Raw genomic sequence first — 24,731 nt, forward strand, 5'->3', positions numbered from 1 at the left:
CATATTTGGTTAATGAGACAAATGAAGCATCAGTTTAAATTTAATCCTTTAGCGACTGCTATTTTGACACTTCTTTGTGGAAGTTCAGTATCCAGCTATGCTGAATCAACAGACACTGTTTCTGAAGTTAATAATAAGCAACTGAATGCAGCCATCAAAGAAAGCTTTGCAGGGCAAAATTTCTTTGAACAATATTATGTGGACAAAAACTCGCCTGAAGCACAGGTACGTGATTTAAAAAATCCAAGTAGCCGTTATTGTGAAGGAGTCTGGGTAACGCCTTTTAGTACTCAAACTAAATCGACAAATCCAGAAGAAGCATCATCTGTGATTACCGCAGATAATGGGTATTACAATCCCAATGGTGACTCTTTCCTGTCTGGTGATGTGGTCATTGACCAATCTGGACGTATGATTCGTGCTGATGAAGTGACCATTGATAAAACACAAACTTTCGCCAAAGCGAAAGGCAATGTACAAATGGCGCAAGGTGGTATCATCGCGCAAAGTGATCAGATTGATTACAACCTGAAAGATGAAACTGGTCAGTTAAATAATAGTTTCTATATTGCAGAATTGACCCATGCACATGGTCATGCAGAAAAAATAGAAAGAACTTCTCCAACCAATATCGTCCTTGAAAATGCCACCTACACCACCTGCCCACCTGACGAAAAACCCACTTGGAAAATTCAGGCCAATAAAATTGAATTGGATCAAGATACTGGTCGTGGTGTAACGCGCGGGACTAAACTTTATGTTAAGGATGTGCCTGTACTCGCAGTTCCATACTTTAACTTCCCGATCGATGACCGCCGTACAACCGGGATTTTAAGCCCGAGTTTCGGCTTTACCAATGATGGCGGTTTTGAACTCGCAGTTCCTGTTTATTTAAATTTGGCACCTAATTATGATGCCACCATTACACCACGACTGATTACTGACCGTGGTCTTATGGCTCAAGGTGAATTTCGCTACTTAACTGAGAACTTTGGTGCTGGTAGCGTCTGGGGAAGTTACTTACCCTCTGACCGCGACTATAATGATGAAGATCGTAAAGACCTCCATTTCCTACACAAGTGGGATATCACCAAACAGTGGTCAACTAATTTAGAATATAACTATGTTTCTGATAAAGACTTCTTCTCAGATCTAGATAGCAACCCAAATTCTCGCACAGAGCTGAACCAACGCCGCGTATGGGAACTTAACTACAATCATGGTATTCCTGGGTTAAAAGCTCAGCTTAAAGTTGAAGACTTCCAAACACTTGATAAAACCATCAAAGATGTAGATAAGCCATATGCCCGCCTACCACAGTTTTTACTGAACTATGTCGCTGGCAATCCGCAAGGTTTGGAATACGAATTTAATAACGATACTGCTTATTTCCAAAAAGACATCAACGACGCTGATTATAACAACCAACCAAGTGGTACACGTTTATATAACCAATTTGCGACACGTTATAATTTCCGCAATCCATGGTCTTTTGTGATCCCTGAAGTTTCTGTACGTAGTTTAAATACTTTCTATGATCAAACCACGGTAGATCAACTTAACTTAAATAACCAAAGCCAAGATAGCAAAAATAAATCCGTTGTTGTTCCTCAATTTACCTTGGATACGGGTTTAACTTTTGAAAAGGATGGGAAATTCCTCCAGACTATTACACCTCGTGCTTTCTACGCTTACGCACCATATAAAAATCAAACAGGTTATCCAAACTTTGATTCAACAACAGCTTCTATCAGCTATGATCAATTGTTTAGCCCGTACCGCTTTTATGGACACGATCGCTTAGAAGACAATAACTTTTTATCTTTAGGCTTAAGTTATAGTTTATTTGATACGGTAGGCTTAGAGCGTTTAAGAGCCAGTATTGGTCAAAGTTATTATTTTGATGATCGAAAAGTTACACTGCTTAACAATACTGATGATTTAGACAGAGAAAAACATACCGGCCCTGTGCTGAGTCTTTCTAGCCAACTTTCACAAAACTTCACATTGAGTACCAACTCAGCGTGGATGTCAAATGGTGATAGCGCACAACATGACTTCCAACTGTATTATACAGGCCAGCGTGGAAACCTTTATAACGTCGGTTATTTTTATCGCAATAACCTTCCTGACCGTCAACGAGAATATGATCAAGCAGTTGCATCATTTATACAGCCTGTAAAAGACAACTGGCGTATTATGGGGCATGTTCAATATGACCTTGACAACCATGTCGCACGCGAATATCTATTGGGTGTGAATTATGAATCTTGTTGTTGGGGAATTTCCGTCTATGGTCGTTCATACTTTAATGATCTAGATGACGTTTCTCTTCCTGATACAAAGCCAAAACGCGCAGTGATGGCTGAGATCACACTAAAAGGACTTGGTGGTTTGAACAACAAGTTAAGTTCATTACTTGAAAATCGTATTTTAGGTTTTGATAAAGCTAATCAATCTTGGACACATTAATGAAGACGCAAAAATTTAAAAAATTATTTAAAGCATCAACCTTAGCTTTACTCATCTCCACCTCGGTATCAGTTTATGCTGCCCCGCAGGACCAAATCATTGCAATTGTTGGTTCTACGGCAATTTTAAAAAGTGATTTAGACCAAGGTGTTGCTGAAGCGACACATCGACTTCAGGCACAAAAGAAAGAAATCCCACCACAAAACATTCTGCAACAGCAAGTACTGAGTCAGCTCATCACCCATGATGCACAGCTTGAACAAGTGAAGAAGTATGGCTTAAAAGCAGATGAAAAAAGCTTAAATGAAGCCGTATTGAAAGTTGCCCAACAATCTGGTGCAAATTCTTTAGAAGCTTTTCAAAAAAAATTAGATGCTGTTGCACCGGGTACCTATGAATTACTGCGCAACCGTGTTGCAGAAGATTTACTCATTCAACGATTGAGTCAACAACAAGTGATGTCTCGTATCAAGATCACTGACCTTGATGTTGAAAACTTCTTAAAATCACCTGAAGGTCAAGCTGCTGTTGGTAGTCAAGTCCATGTACTACATATGCGTATTTCAGGAGAAGCGCCTGCAAGTGAGTTAGAAAGTATTGCAAAAGCAGTTCGTACTGACTTAAAAGACAGCAATGACGTTAAAAGCTTAGAAAAGAAATTTAGCACAGCCCAAGTTAAAGTCGATGGTGCTGATATGGGCTTCCGTCCGCTTTCAGATATTCCAACAGATCTTGCTGCACGTGTTACGACTCTTGAGCCAGGACAAACCACTGACTTAATTCCAGCAAAAGACGGCGTTCATGTTTTAAAATTATTAGAAAAAAAATCGAATGAGCAAAAAGCTTTAGTTCCACAATTTAATACACGTCATATCCTGATTAAAACATCAGAAGTTGTTAGCCCTGAAAATGCAAAGCAAACCATTGACAGTATTTATAACCGCTTAAAAGCGGGCGATGATTTTGCTACGCTTGCTTCAACCTATTCAAATGACCCTGGTTCTGCTCGTGATGGCGGAAGTCTTGGCTGGGTAAGCCCTGGCATGATGGTTCCTGAATTTGACAAACTCATGCAAAGTTCGCCAGTCAATGAAATCAGTAAACCATTTCAAACTCAATTTGGCTGGCATATTCTCCAAGTTACAGGCACACGTCAACAAGATATGACCTCAGAGTACCAAAAGCGTATGGCTCGCCAAATTTTAGGTGAACGTCAATTCGAATCAGAATATGACGGCTGGTTAAGAGAGTTACGTGCAAATACTTACATTGAAATCAAAGATCCAAGCTTAGATCCAAAGAAAAATGAAAGTTAAGTCTGTGCTGAGTCGTTAAATTAAAAACCAGTGCTTTTGCACTGGTTTTTTTCTCTCTAAATTTAGCAACACCAATAAAAAAGAGACGCCAATTTGGCGTCTCTTTTACAATCGTTCTTGTTAAATCAAGAAATTAACGATTGTTTTCATCTTCTTGTGAATCTTCAAATTTTGTTTCGCCGCCAAAGTCAGTACCTTGACCGCCGAAGCCACCTTGACCACCGAAGCCGCCTTGACCACCGAAGCCACCTTGACCGCCGAAGCCACCTTGGCTACCGAAACCACCTTGACCACCGAAACCGCCTTGTTGACCACCAAAGCCGCCTTGTTGACCACCGAAGCCACCTTGACCACCGAAGCCACCAGCTTGACCGCCGAAGCCGCCAGCTTGACCACCGAAGCCACCAGCAGCGCCTTGAGCACCAGCAGGAGCACCAGCTGGACGTGGATTACGTGCAGGTACTACAGTTGAAATAGCATGCTTATAAACCATTTGGCTTACTGTGTTTTTCAACAAAACAACATACTGGTCAAAAGATTCAATATGACCTTGTAATTTAATACCGTTTACAAGAAAAATAGAAACAGGAATACGTTCTTTACGGAGAGAATTTAAGAACGGATCTTGTAAAGTTTGACCTTTAGACATTTTATACTCCAAAAAAAATTAAAATCAGCGCAAAAACTACCTTTATTTTTCAATTAAAATTTATAAAAAAGGTAGTTGTTAAATTTTGCTTTATCCGTATAAGTTTCGCAAGTCTTCTTGTGCTTGGTTTATCGTAAAAAAAGTTTGAAAAGAGTGTGTTTCTTGCAAAGATCGTAACCATGTGTATTGACGTTTTGCTAATTGTCGTGTCGCAAATAGTGCTTTATCCTTCATTTGACGCTCACTTTCTTGACTCAAATCACTGTTTTTTAAAAAATCTATCGCTTGTCGGTATCCAACAGAGCGTGAAGAAGGTAAATTTTCTTCGAGATCGTATTTTTTCATAAGATTTTCAACCTCATTTAAAAATCCGATTTCCCACATTTTTTCCAAACGAAGTTCAATTCTCTTGTGCAGCTCTAGGCGATCAGGCAATAAAGCATAATTATGAAAATCATATCGGTACGGTTGATTCTTCGGTTGTTCTGCCTGTAGTTGAGTAATCGGACGACCAGTAATTTTATACACTTCTAAAGCGCGAATGATTCTTTGCTTATCACTGACTTTAAATTTTTCACCTGCCAATACATCAACAGATTTTAATTCATCATACACCGATTGCCAGCCTTCCGTTTCACCTTTTAACTCAATCGCAGCACGAATCGCGTAATCAGCACTCGGTAAATTTGTAGAGAGCCCCTCAAGCAACGCTTTAAAATATAGCATTGTACCGCCAACTAAAATAGGTGTTTTACCGCGTGCATGGATATCATCAATCAGTTGACAAGCATCCTCCACAAATTCAGCAGCGGAATAAACCTCAAGTGGGGTAATAATATCAATCAAATGATGCGGATAACGCTCCTGCTCCGCTTTGGTTGGCTTTGCAGTACCAATATCCATATCTTTATAGACCAAGGCAGAATCTACAGAAATAAGCTCATAATTCCCATGATCATACAGTTCACATGCCAAAGCAGTTTTACCGCTTGCGGTTGGTCCCATTAAATTGATGACGGGCAATTGATTTGACATGTACAACTACTCTCCTCGAGCAAATAATTTATCTAATTGGGGCAATGGAAATGCACGCCATGTTGGTCGACCATGATTACACTGACTGGCAAATTCTGTGTGTTCCATTTGACGCAACAAAGCATTCATTTCAGAAAGACTCAGCATCCGATGGGCACGCACTGCACCATGGCATGCCATGCCTGCTAAAATTTGATCACGCTTTTGCTGTAGCGCCTGTGCTTCATCATTTGGATCTAAATCATTGAGTAATTCAGGTACCAAGGATTCAAAATCTGCTTTATGTAAAATCGCAGGCACACCACGTACAATCACTTGATCATCACCATATTGATCAATTTCTAGACCTAAGCGTTCCAACTGTGGTTTTAAATCATCAACACGGGTTGCCTGCATACGGGTAATCGAAATGACTTTAGGAATAAGCAACTGCTGTGAGGTCCAAAATTCTGGTTTATCCCATGCAGATTTCATTTGTTGTAGCAAAATACGTTCATGCGCTGCATGCATATCGACAATAATCAGGCCTTCCGTATTCTGTGCAAGAATATAAATTCCATGTAATTGCGCTATTGCAATTCCCAACGGATATTCATCAACCTGATGGACCTGTTTATTTTGGATTTCTTGTACAGATCGCTCATAGGACGCTTGATCTGTTAATTCTTGATCAGCATCCCCAGACTCACGTAAAGGGGCTAAATAGCTTTTCAAGGCGTTATTGAGTTGTTGAGTGCCACGATACTGCTGTTGTGGTTCATAGTGGGAATAATTGACTGTTTGGGCATGTGCATCACTAAAATCTGTTAGACCACTATGCTGTATAGACCCATCTGAATTGCTTCGTTTATTTTGATCACTTACATCTTGCTCAGTTGGTACATTGCGATGTAAAGGAAATTGTTCCTGATAACGTGGCTGCGCTGGCAATGCTTGATTTTCTGTTGCGCCATCCTGCTTCATTGCAGAAGACAAATCCGCAGTTGCAGTTTGGAATTGAGATAAAGTGTCTTTAGCAAAATGTCGTACAAACTCATGCACTTCACGCTGATTTAGGAAGCGAATTTCATGCTTAGTTGGATGCACATTCACATCAATATTTTCAGGATCAACTTCTAAAAACAGCAAATACGCTGCATGTTGATGCCCATGCAAAATACCATCGTATGCCATACGCAAAGCATGAGAAATGGTCTTATCTTTGACGATACGACCATTCACATAGACATATTGCAAATCGGCTTGTGCACGCGCATCTGAAGGATGTCCTAACCAACCTGATAAACGCATACTAATACTGTCTGCATCTATCCAGTAAGCATTTTCAGTGAATTGGCGACCTAATAATTGCTGTACCCGTTGAAATCTTAGCTCACCACTATCTGCAATCGGCAAATTAAGGCGAATATTATCATTATGTTCTAAAACAAAGCGGATATCGAAATGCGTAAGTGCCATTCGACGTACAATTTCTTCAATATGACCAAATTCAGTACTTGGTTTCTTTAAAAATTTACGCCGCGCAGGCACATTAAAAAACAAATCCTGAATACGGATATGTGTACCTTGTTGGGTTGCTACCGCTTGAATATCTTGATGATCAAATGCTGTACCATTGACTTCCAGTTGGTAACCGACACCTGAATCATCCTGACTACTGGTTAAGGTTAAACGCGAAACCGCTGCGATAGATGCAAGCGCCTCTCCACGAAAGCCCAAACTCACAATTGCATGTAAATCTTCAGCAGATTGAATTTTACTGGTTGCATGACGGGTGACTGAAAGTGCTAGATCCTCAGCGTGAATACCTCGACCATTGTCAATAATTTCAATCAGGGTACTGCCGCCATTTGCCACACGAATAATCAGCTCAGTCGCACCTGCATCAATCGAGTTTTCAAGCAACTCTTTCACTACCGATGATGGTCGTTCAATCACCTCACCTGCAGCAATTTGGTTGGCCAGTGCTGGATCTAGATTTTGGATACGTCTTAAACTGATATCTTCGCGTTGCATTCAATTAACCTAAAAATTTAAATAAATTAAAATATATGATGGACTTAAAATGCTGAAAACATTGATCAAGTCAACGCTTCAATCAATTCAGCAGAAATACTTTCAATGACCACTTCTCGTGCAGCTTCATCTTCTGTTTTTAAAATGCGAATGACATGATCTGGCTGTGGAATTTCATCACCGCCCTTAGAAGGCCATTCAAACAAGAATAAAGCATTCTCGACCTCTAAATAATCACGAATACCCATCAATTCAAGCTCATAAGGATCATTTAAACGGTATAAGTCAAAATGAAACACCTCTTTCGCATTGATATTATAAGGTTCCACCAAGGTATATGTTGGACTTTTAACCGCACCTTGATGACCTAAACTTTGCAACCAATAGCGTGTAAGTGTGGTTTTACCTGCCCCCAAGTCACCGATTAAATAAATCACGCCTTTTGCAATATGTTGAGCTAACTTTTGTGCCAACATTTCGGTGTCTTGTTCATTGCTCAGACTTAATTTATATGAATATTGCATAACGCTCACGACATGATTCAAACCAGACAATATGATAGCATTGCGTGACTTTAAAACCTATGTTGCATTGTTTAGAAATCATGTTTTGATACTTTCCAACACGCTTAGACCACTCACTTTAAACTTATCTGCATAAAAAATACGCTTATGAAACCCGCCACCCCTGTTTCAGAATATCAACCGCCAATGAGAGATGGTGTAACTGCATCAAAAGTTTATCTCCCCAAGCTAGCAGCTTTACCTAAAAATTTATTCAGTTATTTATGTGAACATTTTCCACATATTTCAGCCAATGAATGGCAACAACGTTTTCAAGAGCAACTCATCATCGATATGCAAGGTCAAGCATTAACGGTTGATCAGCCTTATCTAGAGAATACCCATCTTTACTACTATCGATTTCTAACCCATGAAATTCATGTGCCATTTCAAGAAAAGATATTGTTTGAAAATGAAGATTTAATTGTCGTAGACAAGCCTCACTTTTTAACCATCAGCCCATCAGGGCAATATATACAAGAAACCTTATTAGTTCGTTTAAAAAAAACCACAAACAACCCAGACCTCACCCCAATCCATCGCTTAGATCGGGAAACTGCTGGCATTGTATTGTTTTCTAAACGGCCTCAAACACGTGGTTTATATCAACAAATGTTTGCTGAACGGCAAGTCAATAAGACCTATCAAGCGATTGCTCAATTCAATGCTGATTTAGAATTTCCATGTGCTGTGGACTTGAGAATGGAAAAGGGCGAACCCTTTTACACCATGAAAGTTGTTGAGGGAAAATCAAACTCATATACCGAAATTGATCTGATTGAACACAATCAAATTTGGGCAAAATACTTATTAAAGCCGACTACAGGTAAACAACATCAATTACGGGTGCATTTAAATTGGTTAAATATTCCAATAAAAAACGATCCTTTTTATCCGCAAGTTCTACATAAAGATGCTGCTGATTTTTCACAACCTTTACAGCTATTAGCCAAGAAAATTGAGTTCCTTGATCCGATTACACAAGCCAAATATTGCTTTTGTTCTGACTATGAATTGACACTGTAATTTTGACGTAATGACAAATATATGACTTTTTGACGATTAAGCATTGAAATTCCGAAAGCTTTGATTAAAATAAGCATTCAAACTCAAATTTTGTTTGGTCACTATTCATGAGAAAAACCGAAGTCTATCAAGTACGTCTTGATTCACAAGAAAAAAAACTAGCATTTGCTGTTTTTAAACAATTGGGGATTACGCCTGCACAAGCAGTTCGACTGTTTTTTAAACAAGTTGTCATCACAAAATCCATCCCTTTCGCCATAGAAAATCAAAATATCAATATGGATCAGTTATTCAAGCTGAGAAAACTTAAGCAAGACCAACAAAACGGACAACTGAATTCTTCTGTTGATTTAAATGATGACGATGAAGATCTATTTGCAGAGTTAAATGCCATCTTGGGTGAAAGTGACAAAAAATAACACTGTCGCATTTTTAAACAAATAATTAAGTTTACTTTTCTATTTTTTGGTTATGCTCTTTTGCAAAGATAAAAATCATTGCAAGGAGTAATAAATGATCGTTAGACGAGCGACCAAAGAAGATTTAAATCAACTTGCTACTTTATTTGATGAATATCGCCAATTTTATGGTGCATCTTCCAATATCCAACAGTCCTTTAATTTTTTAAAACAACGTTTTGAAAATAAAGAAAGTGTTATCTTCATCCATGTAAAAGATGATGTTTTTACAGGCTTTGTGTTGTTATACCAAGGCTTTTCATCAGTTTCTTGTTCAAAGTACTATATTTTAGATGATGTATATGTAACACCTGTTTTTCGTCGACAAGGTTCTGCCAAACAACTGATTGATACTGCAATTCTGTTTGCACGCCATGAAGATGCGCAACGGATCAGTTTAGAAACCCAGAAAAACAATTACCATTCACATCAGCTGTATGAACAAATGGGGTTTGTTAAAGACAATGAATTCCAGACATTTCATTGTTTCCTCAAGTAATTTTTACAATGCGTTTTTTGATCAATTCAATGTCGGTTTCCACATCTTTGCGAATTTAAGTACATTGGGTATCATGTCCTGTGAAATAGGAAAAACCACAGCACAGGATTTCTTAGCATCCAATACTGTACTTTCATGTCCTAAATAACACTTTAATTGAGCAATTTTATCAAATTCTTTTTGATTCACCTTGACCACAACTTTACGAAAAGAATGTTCTAACCAATTTTTATAACTTTCAGCATCAGCATCTTGAACAAATTGTAAGTGCGCAGCCAAGACTGCATGCGCAACAAGGGTTGGAACCATAAAGTCTGGCATTTCATCTAAAACAGCAATATAGAGCTTTAAAGCCATGATCAAATCACTATTTGTTCATTTTGACTATTTCTAGCAGCATTCACCTGATCTTCTGTCAAATAAACCCACTCACCTTCAACTAATTCTTTGAGTGCTAATTGCCCGACTTGTGCACGATGCAAGCTTTCAACCTTATTCCCCACAGCAGCCAACATCCGTTTGACTTGATGATAAACTCCTTGGTGTACAGTCATTTGTAATGCATATTCAGCCAAGCGCTGTACATCTGTTGCTGCAAATGTACCTTTTTCATTGCGTAATTCTACACCCTGTTCAAGTTGTTGAATCTGATCATCTGTAATCGGATCTGCTGTTTGTATTTGATAAACTTTAGCCACATGCTTTTTAGGATGAGTCAATGCTTGCAAAAACTGCCCATCATCTGTCAGTAGCAATAGACCCGTCGTGTCCTGATCTAAACGACCAACAGTTTGTAAACCACGGTTCATAAGGACATCATCAAATAAATCAAAAACACTAAAATGGTGTGTTGATTGATGGGAACATTCGTAGTCCTGCGGTTTATTTAAGGCAATATAGACTTTTTCACGGTATTGAAATGTTTCGGTATAGACTGAAAATACTAGATTTTGGGTATCAAGTTTAAATTTGGGGTCTGTAACGACCTCGTTTTGGATTTGAATTGCACCATTTTTAATGAGTTGTTGGCAATGCTTACGTGAACCAAAGCCTTGTGATTGCAACATTTTTTCCAAGAACATAAATCAATACCTTAAAAATTCACGATACATTTTAAAGTATCGTGAATTGAAACCCAAACAACATTCAGGCTTTTTTAGCCTTATTGATTATCAATATATGCTTTTATCAAGTATTAAAGATAAATGACTTATGTACAGCAACACCCGCCAGCGCTCCATCTGCAACTGAGAAAGCAACTGAACCACCTGAACGGGTGATATCACCACAAGCATATATCCCTTTAAGATTGGTTTCTTTCATGGCTGTGGTTTGAATGACTTTACTATATTCATTTACATCAAGCACTATCCCCAGTTTTTCAACCCAAGGGACATTGATGCGCATAAAAGTGGAGACGAATAATCCATCTAATTGAACCTGCTCACCATCTTCAAAGACTAAATCACAATGATTGTGTATTTTGACAATCTTGCGTATATCCAATTTCACATTTCTTTGTTTAAGCTGTTCAAGTGTGACGGGATCTAATTCAGCTTGTGAAATTACATCATTTAAAAATAAAGTGGTATTGCCCCAGTCGGGTAACATCAGTGCCATATGGATCGAATGTAAACCTGAACATAACATTCCAAGTGTCCCCAGATTTAACTCATAGCCATCACAGTATGGACAATGAAAAATGCTTTTCCCCCACCGTTCTGCTAAACCATCGATTTTAGGTAAATCATCTTTAACGCCTGTAGCAATAATTATTTTTTTGACTTGAATGGTTGTACCCGTGTCATCGGCTTGGTCTATTTGAATCTCATATTGCTGCCCGACAGCGCTCACATCGGTGACTGATGCGTTAATACATGTCAAAGTTTGGTATTTGTCTAACTGTAATTTTGCATCACGAATAATTGCTGCTGGCGTATTACCATCTTGGGTTAAGAAATTATGTGAATGTTCAGCAAAACGATTACGACGCATGCCTGCATCAATCATTAACACTTTTTTTCTAGCACGAAGCAATGGTAATGCTGCTGACAAACCTGCATAACTCCCACCAATAATTACAACGTCATAGTTCATTTTCAACACCAATAAGTAACTTTTAAAGTTACTATATTGAGTTATTTTTATAATTGCAACTTTTAATGTTACAATTGACAAAAGAGTGTTGACTAAAAAACTATGCGTAAAGACAGTAAGCTTTCTCGAATGTTGCATGTGCTATTACATATGGCCCGTGAAAAAAAACCGTTCACCTCTGAACAAATTTCAATCATGTTAGACACCAATCCTGTCGTAGTACGTCGTACCATGTCTGGTTTAAAAAAAGCAGGCTTTGTCCATGCAGACAAAGGCCCCGGTGGTGGCTGGACCTTAGTACAAGCTTTAGAACAAATATCTTTATTTGATATTTATCAGGCTGTTGGAGAACCTACTATTTTTGCCATTGGCAATGAACAAGAAACACCCAACTGTCTGGTTGAATTGGTGGTGAATAAGGCTTTAAACCAAGCTATGCAAGAAGCACAAAACATTTTAATACAACAGCTTAAATCAACAAATCTGTCTAAACTGGCACAAGACTTTGAGTATGAATGGAATTTATTGGGTGCTGAAACTCAAAAATTTATTGTCCACTAAATCCACACTCGACTGAATTTAAATGTGAATCATTGCCAGACAAGGCAAATTCACATACCGCTTTTCAGTATAATGGATGGATATATTAATTTTTAATGCTGAATATTGATGAGTCTTTCTAGTCTAGACCTAAATTTAATTGTGCTCCTTGTTTTACTGGCCTGCGGTATCTTTAGTCACAATACTGCGGTCACCATTGCAGCTGGGGTTTTGATCGTCTTTAGAATCACACCTTTAAGTGAGTTTTTCCCATTATTACAAACTCACGGTTTAGAAGTCGGCATTATTATTTTAACCATTGGCGTGCTTACTCCAATTGCCAGCGGCAAAATCCCCGGTGATGTCATTTTAAAATCATTTATGCATTGGAAATCATTAACAGCCATTGCGATCGGTTTATTGGTTGCATGGTTAGGTGGTCGTGGAGTTTCCTTAATGACCAGCCAACCCAATGTCGTTGCAGGCTTATTGATTGGAACAGTCGCTGGAGTTGCATTACTCAGAGGTGTTCCTGTGGGTCCCTTGATTGCTGCAGGAATCCTATCTTTACTGATTGGAAAAACTTAAGGTATTTTAAAATCACCAATTGTGTATCTAAAAATCATGTGCTCGCTGAACTTTATCAATGGACTTACTTTCGCCAGTAATTCTATTGATAAAGGGTAAATTTAGAATTTTTCGCACATCATTTATCATTCTTCCACTGCTTTAATAAGATTAATTTTTTAAAATTTACTTATTATATTTGGACTCTTGCATAAGTCCTTTTTAAAACCAAAGCTCAGCATAAAATCCCCCTCATCCTAGCCTTCTCCCAAAGGGAAAAAAGAACGTTCAATCCCCAGACAACTCACTTTTCATGATCTTTTTTTGATTTTTAAAAGATCTTTATTCATCAGATAAATAAAAATTTGTTATCATAAAATAAGTAAAAAAATCATCGTATTTAAAATACAAACTCAAGATATTTTAATCAAACAATTACAAGTCATCGCTACGCTTGTTTTTTTCTTAGCCCATTTATCGGGTTTATCATCTGGTATAAATAAGCTACTATATAAGCTTGTATAAAAATACTTTTAAAAATCAGAATCAATACTGAAACATTTTTAGATTCGTTCACCTTACCATTTTTTGATTTGCTCAAATAAAATGAGGCACCATATTGGATATGAAAAATAATGCAAATTCGATAGAAATACAGTCTTCTACGCTACAATCAGCTAATTACAAGACGCAAATGCAAAGCAACATTGTCGATCATAATGGAAATACCTTATTTAGTATTGTTTATCCAAATCCCGACAAAGAGACACTAATTTTATTGCATGGAGGACCTGGTTTTCCAAGTGATCTCTCTGCCGTTGCCGATCTTTTAAAAGATTATTTTCAAGTGATCACATTTCATCAAAGAGGAACCCAAAAATCTCCTTGTCGTGATAAAGACTATTCTATGCAGGCTTATTTAAGCGATATAGAAACTGTTCGAGAGTTCTATAAAATCAATAAGTTTCATTTATGGGGACACTCTTGGGGTGGACTTTATGCACAAATCTATGCTGAAAAACATCCCGATAATTTACTCAGTCTTTTTTTATGTAGCCCAGGTTCAGGTACCAATACGCAATGGAAGCAAACTGAAAAAGAAGTCATGCAACTTAATAAGTCCAAAACAAGTGCTTGGGCATGGACAAAAATGGGATTAAATAGCCTTTTAGGCGCGCTTGGAAGCAATGAAGCTTATAAACGCCTCTTTAAACAAGTCATGAAAAACTATAATGAAGGATTTATTGCAACAGATCATTCAGATCTCACTGATGATTTTGATTTACTGAAAGCAGAGCCGATCAATAAAACCAGACCTGAAATCATCAAGTATCCGCTGTTGACTGGATTAGAGGAACCAGATTTTAAGATTACCATTGTCTATGGAGATCAGGACATCTATACAACAAGTAAAAACTTTGTGATCAATCGATACCCAACAGCACATTTATTTACACTTTCAAACTCAGGGCATATTCCTTGGTTACATCATCCAGAGGCTTATAACGATATAGTGAGGAATCATTATTAGTTATTAGTTATTAGTTATTATCGGAGCTTATATCTAAAAATAAATTTTTTAAAATTCTCATATAGATTCAGACAGTTTTCCTTTCATCTTTAGAATAAATTTAAAAATCGTTTACGACTGTTAACGATTTTTAAATTTAATATCATTCCCCAATAAAATTCATGCCTTTTAATTTATTTAATAAGCATAGTTCTTTGAGTTTCTCACTTAAAATAATTATAGTTTTTCCCTTAACCTTGAAATTAAATTATTCCCCATAAATTCTGATGTAAAAAAATAATTTTAAAATACCGAACCTATTTACTTCAAAAAAATTTTGCTTTATCAACTCCTTCAAAGCAATTAAAAATATTTAAATATAGAAAATTATCAATAATCTCTCCATAGCGTGATAATCATCTTCCAATAAATAATCACCGACTTCCTCAATTATTCGTAATAACAATTATTACACCATGCTTTAAATACAACAAAACCAACTGTATATCTTTCGATAATTTTCAGCGCACTGAAACTCAACTGTTTTAAGTTTTTTTATATTTCATATCTGAGCCACATTAAAATAGTATTTTTCATTTTCCCTAGAATCTTTATATCCTTTAAAATCATCCACTTTTGTTAATGTAAACAAAAAACCATAATTTGCATTGGGGTATTCTTTTTCTATTTTTCTTCGGTAACCTTCAATTTTGACTAAATAATTTCCAGTTAACAAATCAAATCTAAAACCGTTATATAACGTTTCCCCATCTAAGGTTTGATAAGACATATATTTCTTGTCAAAATTTTCTTTACCTAAATCATATAACACACCTGCGCCTAATATCCAAAAACCATCTTCTACAGCTAGATTAAACCCGTCTTCTTCTATTTTCTTTTCCCAATTTTCATCAAAATTCTCGCCATTATTTGACAACTTTATAACATACTCAATTGAATTAATTTGTAAAAAAGGAATCCAAACACCTTTTGATATTGAGTCCAGATATAAAGAGTGATTCTCTTTAAATAATTTCAGAACTTTTTTAGTTCTAATTTTATTATTTTTCAAATATTTTTTTAAAACATTTTCAGAAGTTAATACTATTCCATAACTCGCAACATCTAAAACTTTATCTGTCATCATTAAACTTTAAAACTCCTTACTTTATACTAATAACATGCTCAATAGAACTAAAACAAAGAAATTAAACCTCTTTCCTAAGTCAAAAATACTAATCTTTGTGTTCAATATTCATAATGGGATCAAAACTTCACTAAAATTTATTTCTTATTAAAGATCTTAAATCTCAAGTATTTAGATTAATCATTTTTCTAGAACGTTTATGTTCATACATTTTAAGGTCTGCAAATTCAATCAACTTATTGAGTTCAATACCATCTTCAGGAAATAAAGCCAGACCTACACTTGCACCCATGGTTAATTTGACATTTTCAAATACAAACGGTAATCCACACGCCTCAACAATACGATTCATGACTTTTTTTGCCAGCTCTTGATCGCCAAGACTACTTAATATCACTGCAAACTCATCACCACCTAAACGTGCAACCAAATCATCATGTCGGGTAATATTGACGATACGTTTACCAATTTCTTTTAACGCCTCATCACCTAAACGATGTCCATATTGATCATTAATTGGTTTCAAACCATCCATATCAATAATCAAGATTCCAAGTAGCTTTTGTGTACGTTTAGCCTGTTCAACACCTTGTCTTAAACAATCAAGAAACAAAGCACGATTGGCAAGTCCTGTTAACTGATCCTGTGTAGCAAGCTTATAGAGTTCTTGAGCACCAAACTTACTGGCATGATACATCGCAGCAGCAATCAGTTCAGACATGAGTGTAAGTAAATTGATATCACTTTCTTTAAAGGCATTTACCCGTTCTGAATAAATTTTTAATACACCAATCGGTTCATCACAATGAATTAGTGGTACAACAGCCATAGAACGCAGCCCAACCCGTCTACATGCTTCACGATCTACACGCTCATCAGTTTCACTGTCTTTACAATATAAAGTCGTATTCTGCGCGATACAAAGCCCAGAAAGGCTAGAATCCATCTTTAAGCGTAGGCCTAGAAATTGATTTGCACCATTCGAAACGGCACGATAGACCATATCACCTTCTTCAGCGAGCTCTACAATTGCACCTTTTGCATGGGTAATCAATTGAACTTGCTCTGCCACTAAAGTCATGACAGCATTGATATCCAAGCCCAATTTTGCAATTGCTGTCTGCGTCTGAATCACTGACAGTAATTGTTTTGAGGTTGGTTGTTTCGTTTTAGACATACATCATCCTAGACGAGTGTGATCCAATTTAAGTATATAAGCTCAAACGCTACACTGATGAAATAAATGCAAGTGCCTAGCGCTGACTTAATTTCAAAGCTTGAACACGTAAAATATATCAAATACAGAGTTTGTGGCATACATATTATGATGATTCATATTTAAAGTATATTACTGTGTTCATTAAATTTTTGAAAAAAATTACTTCGTTATACCCTTCATATATCTACATTTAAATTCATACAGATAGGTGGCTATTTTTAATCCGATATAAATTTGACATGTGCTCCAATACTCTCCAAATAGTCTTTATTGTATTGACAGAACTGCTCAGCCCCGCTTTCAATTTCCAATGGTAACTGATTGATGATTTGCAACGCTTCCATACCTGTTATTTTGAAATGCTGTTTTAGAAAACTCACCACTTTAATTTTATTTTTACCTGATTCCACAAGTATTAATTTGCCATAAATCCATGGTTGAGATTCTATTTCATCATTTGCGTTTATATTTTCATCAGATAACGATTCGACTAGACTCAAATGCAATTCCTTCCAAAAATCTAGTTTGAAGTTCTTATTACTCACCACGTAATCAATTAATGCCTGCTTATCGTGTTCAATACGTTGGATTTGAATCAAATCTAATTGGAAATTCTTTAAGCTGCTGGCTACTTGTTTAAAATCCCAACACCCAGCGCCATGTTGAGCATAATAGACTGGATAGCCTTTTTTATCCTCATCCAGATGAATAACAAATGGATCATTAAAATAGTTTGAACAAATAACATAACCTTCAGGATGCCAAGCTCCATCATTTCGTCCTGTTATATTTTCATCTATACCCTCACAAACGCGATAACCAACTTGAAAATCCTCAAAATGATCAATAGCTGGATAGTTCCAAGGTAATTCCATCTGCTCAAATACAATTGGATTTTTTATAAAGTTAATCAATTCATCTGGTAAATTTTTCAAAAAATAGGCCTCCAATTCAGCCACTTGCGGTTATATTTCTCGAACTCACCGCTATCTGTAAATTCATAAGCTATCATACAGATCTCAAATATATCTTCTTGGCCCGAACCAGTACTAAAATAAATAGTAGATTGTGTTAAAGAAGCGCGTACAGAAATATTCTCATTCGACTTTTCAAAATTATGCATGGCTTTAAGATTAAAGCCTTGAACTTGTTAGCCCATTCTAGTGTCCTTTTATAGCTATAACTTCTATCCTAAAACTGCTTACTATTTTAAAGCCACATACTATTTTAAAGTGACTTACTTTTTATAACGTTTAAGTCACTAACAGAAAACCTTAGTCTAAATCACGATTTAATGTATCTATATAAATTTTATTAAATCGTTTTAAATTCAAAAAAGTAATAATGAGTATCATCTAAATACAAAAAAACAGCCACTTTTTGAGGCTGTTTCCCAAATGCTTAAGTCATCACATCACTTTTTCTAACAGAACATTTAAAAGAACTTCGTAATGGTTTGAATAACAACGGCATTCACAATATCAACAAAAAATGCGCCGGTTAGAGGAATAATTAAAAATGCTTTATGCGATGGCCCATAAGTATTGGTTACCGCTTGAATATTGGCAATAGCAGTCGGTGTTGCACCTAAATTTACCCCACACTGACCTGCACACAATACTGCAGCATCATAATTTTTACCCATAACTCGAAAAGTGACAAAAAATAGATATAAAGCAAGAAAAACAGTTTGAACGATAAGAATAATTACCAATGGACCAGCTAAATCAGCAAGTAACCACAATTGCAAGGACATCAAGGCGATAGCTAAAAATAATGCCAGCGAGGCATTACCAAATACATCGATACAACGGTCAAACAATTCAATTTTAAATACATATTCCAGTGTATTACGTAAAAATACCCCACAACCCAATGCCCATACAAAAGTCGGTAACTCAAACCATTGTCCTTTGGCAACACCGGTCATAAAGTTAGCAAAGACAATACACAGCGCAAACATTCCTATGGTTTTAACCGCATCATCAGCGGTGATTAAACGGGTTTTTTCTGGATATTCAAATGGCGCTGTTTCAGCAGATGGAGGAGCTTGCATACGCGCTGCTGATGGCGCTATTTCTTCAGCCAATTGATAACGACGAATCAGAAACTTTGCAACTGGACCACCCATCATTCCACCAATGACCAGACCAAATGTCGCACTCGCCATTCCTAAGACAATCGCACCTTTGATACCATAATTTTCTTCAAAAATACTGCCCCATGCTCCAGCTGTACCATGCCCACCAGTTAAAGTGACGGATCCAGCAATCAAGCCAATCAAAGGGTTTAAATCGAGTGCGGTTGCCAAACTTATCCCAACAGCATTTTGCAGTAGCACATAAATCACTACGCAGACCATAAAAAGAAGCAGCGACTTACCCCCTTCTTTTAACTTAAGCAGACTTGCACTCAATCCAACAGAAGTAAAAAACATCAACATAAAACTTTGTTGAATATTGGCATTAAAATTTACGGTTAAATTAAATTGCTTAAAAAGCACAAAAGTTACAGCAGCAGCAATTAACCCACCCACGACAGGTTCAGGAATATTATATTGCTTCAATATACTGATCTTATTTACAAGAAAATAACCAATAAAAAGAACGGCTACAGCAATTGCAATCGTGCCAAAAATATCAACATTAATGTTCATTGTTAACCATTCAAAACTTTTATGGCGTTATTAATACTTAAATTTACTCAATAATTCATTAAAAAATATGTAAAAAATAAATTTAAAACTCTTATTCGGCTATTCGTTGGTCAAAATATTTAGAAGAATTTTCATCATTATACAGATTGAATTTATCGTTGTTATTGTGAAGCACTTAGCGCAAATAAAGCGAGGATTGATTCGTCTCAGCCAATTTAAGAATGGATAGTGCTATGCAGATGATGACTACGGATCCAAGATAATTCACTACTTATATTTTTATCAATGACGGTCACTCATCTTCATTTTAGGGTCAATTCATTATTAAAAAAATTTTCACGCTGAATCAATTGACTCCATTCACGATAGCTGTACAACTTCAAATTTTCGACTTTATTACCTGTTAACAAATAACGCCCATCCCATGACAATACTTCGCGACAATCATCAGGTCGAATTTCCGAAAATTTCGGTAATTGAAATAAATGCTGTTCTAAAATCATTCCTATTTCTAATAGCTCTTTGAGAGTTTTCACATTTTTGGGAATCATTGAAAACAAAGGACACAAAGTTAAAATCTCTGCTACGATTTCGATTGGTTCTTCATACAAATCATCTAGACACCAGTTTCCATCCAAAGTTCTCCAGATATAGATATTCCAATGTCCTATACCAATACTTAATGTTTCAGGATCGGCATCAGGTTCTTGATAATACACTTGATATTTTAAAGATGCTGTAGACACGATATTCATTTGAGGAAGTTTTAAATATGAATAATTTTGAAAAACTTCCTCAAAAAATGATTGCAATCGGTTTTGTAAAATATCTAGCCCAAAACTTTCAGAAAAAATACTCACGAATTTAGCTTTCTGTTGTTCAGAAAGATTAAATTTATTCATCCAAATACTCACTCAGGTAACTTATACCCACAATTTGGACAGAAACAATACTTGTTTTTTTCTCTTTCCAATTCCTGTTCTTTACGTTCACGAATCAGTTGTAAAACAATATCTCGTGTCTGCTCAGCAGATAAGCCAACATCTCTACGAATATCATCAATCTTGTCTTCATCATGAATAATGTCAATTTCACAGCTTTCTAACAAATCTCGAAACTTTAACTCCAGTTGTTGCTTTCTTAATTCCAATTCATTGGCTAAACCATTTGCCAAAATACCTGCAGGTAAAGCGGCCAATCCGACACCGAGTATGGTAATCAAAGCACCAAGGAAGCGTCCAAGTGGAGTAATTGGCGTTACATCACCATAACCCACAGTGGTTAATGTCACCACCGCCCACCACATAGATGCAGGGATTGAGCTAAAGACATCGGGTTGTGCACGACCTTCGACAACATAAATGCCTGCTGCCGCCATCACGATCATAATCACCAAAATAAAAATCACGGCTTGAAATGAACCCTTTTCACGTTCTATAACGCGCAGTAGAATCTGTAATGAAATAAAATATCGGGTAAGTTTTAATAAACGCAGTAAGCGCAGAATCCGCAAAAATCTTAAATCAATATGTACAAAGAAGTTGATATATGCTGGTAAAATCGCCAGTAAATCGATAATCGCAGCACCACTGGTCACATATTTCCAGCGTACTCTCCACTCAGAATCAAACGGTTCTTTTTCTGCAACACTCCAAAAACGTAAAATATATTCAACGGTAAAGACAATGATTGAAAAATCCTCAAATGCATCGAAGTAAAGCTGATAGGCTTTATAAACATCATTGATTGACTCTAAAAGTACCGCGACAACATTACCAATGATTAGAAAAATCAAAGAGAAATTGATCGCACGACTAAACCACGTTTCATAATCTTCATTATGCAAATTGTCATATACAAATTTTCGGAGTGTGTACCAAGCTGTGAATCGCATGCATTATTCTTTATTTTAAAGATAAATCATCTTAATACTTCTCGATTTAATTGCACATCTTCAGCTGCTTGAGTTTACAATTTTGTTGATTATTTTGGCTGTTAAAGCATCGAACTCAAAGTATAAATATATCTTATTCATTGCATAATTTTTTGTTATACAATAAAAAAGATTACAATGTCTTATTGAATCATATGCAATTTGTGAAGGCGCGGTTGAATTTTATCGTTTTAAAACTATTTTTATAATTTTTTTAAAGCGTAGAATAAGGTCGCGGACAGTATCGTTAAAGGCACCCTTTCCTCTAAAGATACTATCCGCTCAATCAAAGCCAGTCTCCCAAATGTCTTTGATTTGATAAGTTTATTCTAGCGTTCTACTGAATAGAATGTTTCCCGTATTTAATATAAATCTCCAGTATTTTCGGAATGATTTTTCACATATTCCATTATTCTCGAAAATATTTTCTGTGGTAAAGCTCATGAATGAAAGTCAGTACACTTTAGATAGGATTGATCGCAAAATTTTATCGGCACTTCGAAAAGATGGTCGTTTAACGGTCGCTCAGCTCTCTGAACTGGTTGGACTCTCCTCTTCGCCATGTTGGACACGTGTTAAACGTCTAGAATCTTTAAATGTCATTGAAGGCTATACTGCCACCATTAATGCCAAAGCCATCGGGATTAATGAACTATTTTTTATTGAGATCACCTTAGAACGTCATGATGACGAAATTTTAGAGCAATTTAGTGATGCACTCAGTCAAATGCCTGAGGTTGTAGAAGCGCATTTGGTAACAGGTGATTATGATTATTTGGTCAAAGTTGCGGTGAAAAATGCTGAACATTATGAGCGCTTTTTACGTAAAAATTTATATTCAATGAAAGGTATTCGCCATACTCGTTCTATTTTTGCTTTACGTCCTTTAAAGCTTGAAAATAAATCAGACCTCATGATGATTGAATAAGCAAAAAATCTTGAGAAGAGTTTTCATATTTAGGCTGAAAAACTCTTCTTTTCAGCATATTTTTTAGCCAGCTTAAAGCTACAAAAAGCTTAACACCTACAAAAAATAGTACTTTAGTCTAAGACTTTTTTGAATATTTATTACACAAATATACTAATCAAATTTTAATCTGGTTGTTTTTTGTACACATCTTTACAAATTTAAAAACAAATTATTTCATATATTTAAATCATTTACGAAAAAAATCATTACACAAACTAACATTTATGTAACTTTTCTACATTACAATATTATTAAAACTTGATGAAACAGGAAATATATGAAGAGATTTTTTAAATACCTACTGATTGTCATCGGGGTTATATTTGTTATTGGATTGATCTTTTTATTCAGACCAATTGCTTCTAAAAAAGTCAACACAACAACAGATGAACCAGTTGTAGATGTGGTACTTGTTGGTGGCGGTATTATGAGTGCAACTTTGGGGACTTACCTCAATGAAGTTGAACCAGACTGGACCATCAATATGTATGAACGTTTGGATCAGGTAGGTCAAGAAAGTTCTGCGGGATTCAACAACGCAGGAACGGGACACTCTGGCTTTATGGAAATGAACTATACCCCTGAGAAAGACGGTAAAGTTGATATTAAAAAAGCCATTGATACTGCTTCACAGTTTGAAGTAAGTAAACAATTCTGGGCTTATCAGGTCAAAAATGGCGTGCTGGGTCAACCAAACAGCTTTATTAATCCTGTACCACATATTGCCTTTGTTTGGGGCGATAGCGTGAACTACATGAAAAAACGTTATGAAGCGATGAGCCAAAGCCCAATGTTCGAAGGATTAAAATATACTGAAAATCCTGCTGAAATTAAGCAATGGGCGCCTTTAGTTATGCAAGGCCGTGATGCAAACCAAAAAGTTGCTGCAACACGTATGGACGTAGGTTCTGATGTAAATTATGGTTCAATTACGACTCAATTAATTGATCATTTGAAAAAACAGCCTAAATTCAAACTTGAAACTTCATCTGAAGTAACAGGTATTAGTCAAAATGCAGACAAAACTTGGACTGTATCGTTTAAAAATCTAAAAACCAACACAACCAGCCATGTTAAAACTCGTCATGTGTTTATTGGTGCGGGTGGTGCTGCGATTAGATTATTACAAATGACAGGTCTGGAAGAAACTAAGCAATATGCTGGCTTCCCGATCGGTGGTATTTTCTTGATGACAGACAATCCAGCTGTTACATCACAACATACTGCAAAAGTCTATGGTAAGCCTGAATTAGGTGCACCTCCAATGTCTGTACCACACATTGATACTCGTTACGTTGATGGTAAAAAGTATGTATTGTTTGGTCCATTCGCAACCTATTCAAACAAGTTCCTAAAAAATGGTTCTCAGTTTGATTTGATTGATGCGACCAACAAAAACAATGTGATTCCGATGGCAACCATTGGAATGGAAAATCTGGACTTGGTGAAATATTTAGTCAGCCAAGTGGCGATGTCTAAGCAAGATCAGTTCAATGAATTGAAAAAGTATTATCCAGATGCAAAAATTGAAGACTGGACTTTAAGCCAAGCTGGCCAACGTGTTCAAATCATCAAAAAAGCACCGGGTAAACCTGCAACACTTCAATTCGGTACTGAGATCTTCACCTCTAAAGATGGTTCAATCACAGGCCTTCTTGGTGCTTCTCCTGGTGCATCAACCTCTCCATACATTATGCTGAGCTTGATGGAAAAAGCATTCCCTGAGCAAGTTAAAGGTAAATGGAATCCAAAATTGCATGAGATTGTGAAGTCTTATCAACAAGATTTAAATACCAACCCTGCTCTGCTTGATCAAGTGCGTACATATACCAGCTCGACTTTAGGTTTAAATTACACACCTACCCGTAAAGCTGCAAATGATGCGACAGCCCCTGCTGCTCCTGCTGTAGCAAATACACATTAATCTTCTTGTGTAAAAAAAGATGAGCTACGGCTCATCTTTTTTATGGCTGAATATCTCATTTTGTGTTTTAATACAATCAGTATGAGATGAGCCTTATATGAGTATAGCGCGAGCTATACGACTAGCCCCTGAAA

Annotated in this window: 23 protein-coding genes; 10 read left to right on the top strand and 13 right to left on the bottom strand. The window is 36.5% G+C overall.

Features of this window, described 5'->3' with window-relative positions; translation table 11 throughout:
• The first annotated feature begins 21 nt into the window (after positions 1–21).
• Together FHR28_RS10760 and FHR28_RS10765 are read left to right on the top strand one after the other, a co-directional pair.
• Positions 22–2,472 carry an LPS-assembly protein LptD gene (locus tag FHR28_RS10760; RefSeq protein ID WP_166782562.1) on the top strand — a complete coding sequence of 817 codons (2,451 nt, stop codon included), beginning with the start codon at positions 22–24 and terminating at the stop codon, positions 2,470–2,472.
• Positions 2,472–3,788 (top strand): peptidylprolyl isomerase, encoded by a 1,317-nt coding sequence (locus tag FHR28_RS10765; protein ID WP_004720862.1) that lies wholly within the window; start codon positions 2,472–2,474, stop codon positions 3,786–3,788. The genes FHR28_RS10760 and FHR28_RS10765 overlap by 1 nt, the downstream gene beginning before the upstream one ends.
• 133 nt (positions 3,789–3,921) lie before the next feature.
• On the opposite strand, the gene hfq is transcribed toward FHR28_RS10765, so the two are convergent.
• From hfq to tsaE, 4 genes are all read right to left on the bottom strand, one after another.
• On the bottom strand, positions 3,922–4,437 hold the full coding sequence (hfq, locus tag FHR28_RS10770; protein ID WP_004720864.1) for an RNA chaperone Hfq: 516 nt from the start codon (positions 4,435–4,437) through the stop codon (positions 3,922–3,924).
• A gap of 90 nt (positions 4,438–4,527) precedes the next feature.
• The gene (gene miaA / locus FHR28_RS10775) at positions 4,528–5,472 is read right to left on the bottom strand and encodes a tRNA (adenosine(37)-N6)-dimethylallyltransferase MiaA (protein WP_004720866.1); all 945 of its coding nucleotides are present in this window, start codon (positions 5,470–5,472) and stop codon (positions 4,528–4,530) included.
• Between the two features lie 6 nt (positions 5,473–5,478).
• Positions 5,479–7,488 (bottom strand): DNA mismatch repair endonuclease MutL, encoded by a 2,010-nt coding sequence (mutL, locus tag FHR28_RS10780; RefSeq protein WP_166782563.1) that lies wholly within the window; start codon positions 7,486–7,488, stop codon positions 5,479–5,481.
• A 65-nt stretch (positions 7,489–7,553) separates the two neighbouring features.
• A complete protein-coding gene (gene tsaE / locus FHR28_RS10785; RefSeq protein WP_105712779.1) occupies positions 7,554–8,012 on the bottom strand; it encodes a tRNA (adenosine(37)-N6)-threonylcarbamoyltransferase complex ATPase subunit type 1 TsaE in 459 nt (152 codons plus the stop codon).
• A 147-nt stretch (positions 8,013–8,159) separates the two neighbouring features.
• Here tsaE and FHR28_RS10790 point away from each other — a divergent pair, with 147 nt between their 5' ends.
• The 3 genes from FHR28_RS10790 to FHR28_RS10800 all read left to right on the top strand — a co-directional run bounded on the left by FHR28_RS10790 (position 8,160) and on the right by FHR28_RS10800 (position 10,034).
• Positions 8,160–9,077, top strand: coding sequence for a pseudouridine synthase (locus FHR28_RS10790; RefSeq protein WP_166782564.1), 918 nt, complete (start codon positions 8,160–8,162; stop codon positions 9,075–9,077).
• A gap of 107 nt (positions 9,078–9,184) precedes the next feature.
• Entirely contained in the window at positions 9,185–9,496 is a 312-nt protein-coding gene (locus FHR28_RS10795) for a type II toxin-antitoxin system RelB/DinJ family antitoxin (RefSeq protein ID WP_004720870.1), read from the top strand.
• A 94-nt stretch (positions 9,497–9,590) separates the two neighbouring features.
• Positions 9,591–10,034 carry a GNAT family N-acetyltransferase gene (locus FHR28_RS10800; RefSeq protein ID WP_004821200.1) on the top strand — a complete coding sequence of 148 codons (444 nt, stop codon included), beginning with the start codon at positions 9,591–9,593 and terminating at the stop codon, positions 10,032–10,034.
• 21 nt (positions 10,035–10,055) lie between these two features.
• Here the strand turns inward: FHR28_RS10800 and FHR28_RS10805 are convergent, their stop codons facing one another.
• The 3 genes from FHR28_RS10805 to FHR28_RS10815 form a co-directional block, all read right to left on the bottom strand.
• Positions 10,056–10,391, bottom strand: a complete 336-nt coding sequence (locus tag FHR28_RS10805; protein ID WP_166782565.1) for a peptidyl-tRNA hydrolase — start codon at positions 10,389–10,391, stop codon at positions 10,056–10,058.
• 2 nt (positions 10,392–10,393) lie between these two features.
• Positions 10,394–11,116 carry a pseudouridine synthase gene (locus tag FHR28_RS10810; protein WP_166782566.1) on the bottom strand — a complete coding sequence of 241 codons (723 nt, stop codon included), beginning with the start codon at positions 11,114–11,116 and terminating at the stop codon, positions 10,394–10,396.
• 106 nt (positions 11,117–11,222) lie between these two features.
• Entirely contained in the window at positions 11,223–12,131 is a 909-nt protein-coding gene (locus FHR28_RS10815; RefSeq protein ID WP_166782567.1) for an NAD(P)/FAD-dependent oxidoreductase, read from the bottom strand.
• Between the two features lie 102 nt (positions 12,132–12,233).
• Between FHR28_RS10815 and FHR28_RS10820 the strand changes: the two genes are divergently transcribed.
• From FHR28_RS10820 to FHR28_RS10830, 3 genes are all read left to right on the top strand, one after another.
• Entirely contained in the window at positions 12,234–12,692 is a 459-nt protein-coding gene (locus FHR28_RS10820; protein WP_166782568.1) for an RrF2 family transcriptional regulator, read from the top strand.
• A 108-nt stretch (positions 12,693–12,800) separates the two neighbouring features.
• Positions 12,801–13,259 carry a DUF441 domain-containing protein gene (locus FHR28_RS10825; protein WP_056510794.1) on the top strand — a complete coding sequence of 153 codons (459 nt, stop codon included), beginning with the start codon at positions 12,801–12,803 and terminating at the stop codon, positions 13,257–13,259.
• 604 nt (positions 13,260–13,863) lie between these two features.
• Positions 13,864–14,769 carry an alpha/beta fold hydrolase gene (locus tag FHR28_RS10830; RefSeq protein WP_166782569.1) on the top strand — a complete coding sequence of 302 codons (906 nt, stop codon included), beginning with the start codon at positions 13,864–13,866 and terminating at the stop codon, positions 14,767–14,769.
• Positions 14,770–15,310: 541 nt separating this feature from the next.
• Here FHR28_RS10830 and FHR28_RS10835 read toward each other — a convergent pair.
• The 6 genes from FHR28_RS10835 to FHR28_RS10860 all read right to left on the bottom strand — a co-directional run bounded on the left by FHR28_RS10835 (position 15,311) and on the right by FHR28_RS10860 (position 21,664).
• Positions 15,311–15,895, bottom strand: coding sequence for a hypothetical protein (locus FHR28_RS10835; RefSeq protein ID WP_216076331.1), 585 nt, complete (start codon positions 15,893–15,895; stop codon positions 15,311–15,313).
• A 163-nt stretch (positions 15,896–16,058) separates the two neighbouring features.
• Positions 16,059–17,072, bottom strand: coding sequence for a sensor domain-containing diguanylate cyclase (locus FHR28_RS10840; RefSeq protein WP_056510791.1), 1,014 nt, complete (start codon positions 17,070–17,072; stop codon positions 16,059–16,061).
• A gap of 260 nt (positions 17,073–17,332) precedes the next feature.
• Positions 17,333–18,049, bottom strand: a complete 717-nt coding sequence (locus FHR28_RS10845; protein WP_166782570.1) for a hypothetical protein — start codon at positions 18,047–18,049, stop codon at positions 17,333–17,335.
• A gap of 500 nt (positions 18,050–18,549) precedes the next feature.
• Entirely contained in the window at positions 18,550–19,770 is a 1,221-nt protein-coding gene (gltS, locus tag FHR28_RS10850) for a sodium/glutamate symporter (protein WP_004720888.1), read from the bottom strand.
• Positions 19,771–20,072: 302 nt separating this feature from the next.
• A complete protein-coding gene (locus FHR28_RS10855; protein ID WP_166782571.1) occupies positions 20,073–20,672 on the bottom strand; it encodes a hypothetical protein in 600 nt (199 codons plus the stop codon).
• An 8-nt stretch (positions 20,673–20,680) separates the two neighbouring features.
• On the bottom strand, positions 20,681–21,664 hold the full coding sequence (locus FHR28_RS10860) for an ion transporter (RefSeq protein ID WP_004821177.1): 984 nt from the start codon (positions 21,662–21,664) through the stop codon (positions 20,681–20,683).
• A gap of 481 nt (positions 21,665–22,145) precedes the next feature.
• Here FHR28_RS10860 and FHR28_RS10865 point away from each other — a divergent pair, with 481 nt between their 5' ends.
• The gene (locus FHR28_RS10865; protein WP_004720894.1) at positions 22,146–22,631 is read left to right on the top strand and encodes an Lrp/AsnC family transcriptional regulator; all 486 of its coding nucleotides are present in this window, start codon (positions 22,146–22,148) and stop codon (positions 22,629–22,631) included.
• Between the two features lie 319 nt (positions 22,632–22,950).
• On the top strand, positions 22,951–24,597 hold the full coding sequence (gene mqo / locus FHR28_RS10870) for a malate dehydrogenase (quinone) (protein ID WP_166782572.1): 1,647 nt from the start codon (positions 22,951–22,953) through the stop codon (positions 24,595–24,597).
• Positions 24,598–24,731 lie beyond the last annotated feature (134 nt).

The sequence above is a fragment of the Acinetobacter sp. BIGb0196 genome (assembly GCF_011759595.1).
In the GTDB taxonomy this organism is placed as follows: Bacteria; Pseudomonadota; Gammaproteobacteria; order Pseudomonadales; family Moraxellaceae; genus Acinetobacter; species Acinetobacter guillouiae.